Genomic DNA, 3,609 nt, shown 5'->3' with positions numbered 1-3,609 from the left:
CGGCAACGCCAGTGCCGGGCCGGCCCACAGGAAGACCGCCGCCGCCAGCTTGACGTCGCCTCCGCCGATCCAGCCCGCGTGGCGCATGCCGCCGAACAGCAGCAGCATCGCCGCACCGGTCGCGACATGGCCGGCCAGCGGCGCGAACCCGTCGTGTGCGAGCGCCGCCGCGACGAAATACAGCGCCGCGAACGCGAGCACTCCGCGATTGGACAGGCGCCGGTCGCGCAGATCCTGCGCGGCGAGCGAGGCCAGCAGGACCGTGGCCACCGACTGCACGAGCGTGAGCATGGGAGAGCCGTCCGTCGACACGCCCCGGCCGGATACGTTCTACCGCTGCGGATCCCGGTGTTCGTCGGTGGCGCGCGGGTTCAGGGGATCAGATCAGGCTCGTCACCTTGTTGATCAGCGTCGTGAACACGCTCGGCAAGCCGCCGCTGGTGCTGCTGAGGATCACGCCGACCGCCGCCAGCGCGACCACGACGATACCGGCCAGCACGGCGTATTCGAGCGAGCTGACGCCACGTTCGTCACGCAGCAGGGACTTGACGTATTGCAGCATGGCAACCTCCGTGTAACGGGGCCGATGACCGACCATTGAACGCAAAGACGCTCCGTTGCTCCGGCGGTTGCGCAGGACATTCGCCCGTTGCGACGCATGCGCGCGACCCTGGCACGAGGTCGTTCGCATCCCCCGGAATCCTCTCGATCACTGCAACACGCGGTGTGCAACGACATCTTCGATCGTTGCGTGTCTGCATCCGTGGTGCGGTATTCCGCGCACGATGCAACCGCGCTGATTCGTCTAGGGTATAGACAATTTTTCAGGCGAATTCAAATTATTTGGCGTCGGAATGCATTTATGGATTTCACCCTGCAACGATGAAATCCATACGGTTCATTTACGGTCATTTTTTCTCACAACATGTCGAATGGTTCGCAAATCTGAACAGGCATGGCGACTGTTGCAGTGCGTGATTTACCGATCCTGTTTTCATTCGATTTATCGGCATTCCAGGCCGGGCCGCCTGCGCGCGTCTCGCCACGCCCGGCCTGCCGTCCCGGCAAACATGACGGGCCCGCATCGCATTTCCCCGACTACCCGCCCCGGTTTTTCCACCCTGATTCGGCGAGTGATTCCCGCGAGAATCCACGCGCGTCTTCATCGCGACTTTCCAATCGTCCATTGCCATATTCCGCATCCGGCCTCAATCGACTTGATTGGAATCCTGATTGAATGTCAGATGCATGTGAATGCCGTTCTCATCGGGATAGAACGAAACGCCCGGCGCGGCAACCCGGAAAACGGCGATAAGCATAGTTCAATTCGTTTCTTGTCCGGCCCCGGCACGTCATCGAGAATGCGCCGACGGGCTGAGGCCCGGCCACGCTCCCCAACGTTCCGGATTCGTCGATTCATGCTTCCATTGCGCCTGCTTCGCTCACTGCTGATCGCCTCCCTCATTGCGTTGCCGGCCGTCGCCGCGCACGCCGACAAGCCCGCCACCATCCGCATCGGCGTCGCCCAGCAAGGCGCCGGCGATCCGCCGACGTTCGGCGGATCGAGTGCCGCCACCGCACAGCTGCAGCAACTGGTCGAAAAGGAGTTCGCGGCCGACGGCATCAAGGTGCAGTGGCTGTTCTTCAAGGGCGCGGGGCCGGCCGTCAACGAGGCAATCGCCAACAAGGCGCTCGACTTCGCGTACCAGGGCGACCTGCCCGCCGTGCTCGCACGGGCGAACGGGATCAAGACGCGCCTGCTGCTCGCCGCGAGCGTGCGTTCCGGAGTCAAGATCGCGGTGCCGCCCGACTCCACCATCCGCTCGATCAAGGACCTGAAGGACCGTCGCGTGTCGATCTTCCGCGGCACGAACCTGCAGCTCGTCGCCGACAATGCGCTCGCGAAGAACGGCCTCAACGAACGCGACCTGCGCGTGATCAACCTCGACTCCGCAAGCTCGCTCGCCGCGCTCGCGTCGAAAGGCATCGATGCGTCGGTAGGCGACTACCAGCTGTACAAGCTGCGCGACGCAGGGCTCGCGAAGATCATCTACGAATCGCAGAACGACGGCCCGCAACTCACGCGGCAGACCCACCTGCTCGTGCTCGACGAGTTCGAGCGCGCGCATCCGGACATCGTGCAGCGCGTCGTCAACGCGCTCGTGAAGGGCGCGCAATGGTCATCCGACGAAGCGAACCGCGATGCGCTGTTCAAGCTGTGGGCGAAAAGCGGCGTGCCGGTTTCGTCGTGGCAGGCCGACTATGCGAACCAGCGGCTGAAGGATCGCCTGTCGCCGCTGATCGATCCGTTCGTCGTCGCGCGCTACAAGTCCGTCGCGCAGGATGCGCTGGCGCTGAAGCTGATTCGCCAGCCGGTCGACGTCGATGGCTGGTTCGAGCCGAAGTATCTCGACAATGCGCTGCGCACGCTGAAGCTCGAAAGCTACTGGCAACGCTACGACGCGGCCGGCAAGCCCCTTTCCTGACCCGGCCCCCCCGATGAGCGACACCGCGTTTTCCATCCCGTCATCCGAGCGCCACGCGCTGGCCGCGCCGCCGCACCGTGCGGCGGCAGTGAAACGGTGGTCGTGGCGGCTCGCACCGTGGCTGCTGCCTGCGCTGCTGTTCGCGCTGTGGAGCGTCGGCAGCGCACGCGGCTGGATCGCACCGCAAATCCTGCCGCCGCCCGAACGCGTGTTCGACGCACTCGAGGATCTCGCGACGAGCGGTGACCTCGTGCGCCACACGCTGATCAGCCTGCAACGCGTGCTGGTCGGCTTCGCCGCCGGCACGCTGCTCGGCTTCGCAACCGGCGTTGCGCTCGGCCTGTCGCGCACGCTGGAAGCCTACGTGCTGCCGAGCTTCAACGCGCTCGTGCAGATTCCGGTGCTCGGCTGGCTGCCGTTCCTGCTGCTGCTCGTCGGCGTCGGCGAACCGCTCAAGTACCTGCTGATCGCGCATGCGGCGCTCGTCCCCGTCACGCTGAGCACGCTGCAAGGGTTTCGCCAGACACCGCCCGCGCTCGACGAAGTCGCGCGCGTATTCGGCTACACGCAGCGGCAACGCATCGTGCACGTCGTGCTGCCCGCCGCGATCCCGACGCTCGCGACCGGCGTGCGGCTCGCGTTCACGAAATCGTGGCTCGCGCTCGTCGTCGTCGAGCTCGTCGCATCGTCCGAAGGGCTCGGCTACCTGATCGTGTACGGGCGGCAACTGTTCCAGCTCGATCTCGTGATGGCGGCCGTGATCGTCGTCGGCGCGGTCGGCCTGCTGATCAACCGGCTGCTCGATGCGCTCGAAGCACGGCTACGCCGCGGCGTGCCGTCCGCGTTCCGCGGCTGAGTCCCCCGCCTTGCCTGCGTAACCGAAGGACTCCCACCCTTGACGCATTCTGCTGCCGCGCCTGACGTCACCCCGCCTGCCGCCACGACCGCCCGCCGCCTGCATGCACCCGACTGGCGCGGCTTCGTGCTGCCGCTCGTCGCGTTCGCGCTGTGGTGGGCAATCGCTTCCGCGCACCTCGTGAGCAGCGGGCTGCTCGTCGGCCCGGCCGACGTGTTGCGCACCGCATGGGCGCAAGCCACGAGCGGCGCACTCGGCCGCGCGCTA

4 protein-coding genes and 1 pseudogene are annotated in these 3,609 nt (G+C 65.9%); 3 read left to right on the top strand and 2 right to left on the bottom strand.

Annotated features, from left to right (window positions below):
• Both G3N93_RS36075 and G3N93_RS36070 read right to left on the bottom strand, forming a co-directional pair.
• The coding region (locus G3N93_RS36075) for a prepilin peptidase (protein WP_206135146.1) at positions 1-291 on the bottom strand (291 nt) is incomplete at its 3' end.
• A gap of 88 nt (positions 292-379) precedes the next feature.
• Positions 380-562 carry a Flp family type IVb pilin gene (locus G3N93_RS36070; RefSeq protein ID WP_041493341.1) on the bottom strand — a complete coding sequence of 61 codons (183 nt, stop codon included), beginning with the start codon at positions 560-562 and terminating at the stop codon, positions 380-382.
• A gap of 856 nt (positions 563-1,418) precedes the next feature.
• On the opposite strand from G3N93_RS36070, the gene G3N93_RS36065 reads away from it, so the two are divergent.
• From G3N93_RS36065 to G3N93_RS36055, 3 genes and pseudogenes are all read left to right on the top strand, one after another.
• Positions 1,419-2,486 (top strand): ABC transporter substrate-binding protein, encoded by a 1,068-nt coding sequence (locus G3N93_RS36065; RefSeq protein ID WP_174936098.1) that lies wholly within the window; start codon positions 1,419-1,421, stop codon positions 2,484-2,486.
• 13 nt (positions 2,487-2,499) lie between these two features.
• Complete coding sequence (locus tag G3N93_RS36060; protein ID WP_174982858.1) at positions 2,500-3,342, top strand: ABC transporter permease; 843 nt, start codon at positions 2,500-2,502, stop codon at positions 3,340-3,342.
• A 39-nt stretch (positions 3,343-3,381) separates the two neighbouring features.
• Positions 3,382-3,609 (top strand): annotated as a pseudogene (locus tag G3N93_RS36055) (ABC transporter permease); the annotation flags it as partial.

The sequence above is a fragment of the Burkholderia sp. Se-20378 genome, from assembly GCF_017104665.1.
Classification (GTDB): domain Bacteria; phylum Pseudomonadota; class Gammaproteobacteria; order Burkholderiales; family Burkholderiaceae; genus Burkholderia; species Burkholderia lata.
The sequence above is the reverse complement of the archived record's forward strand: the minus strand, read 5'-3'. Positions and strand labels throughout refer to the sequence as shown.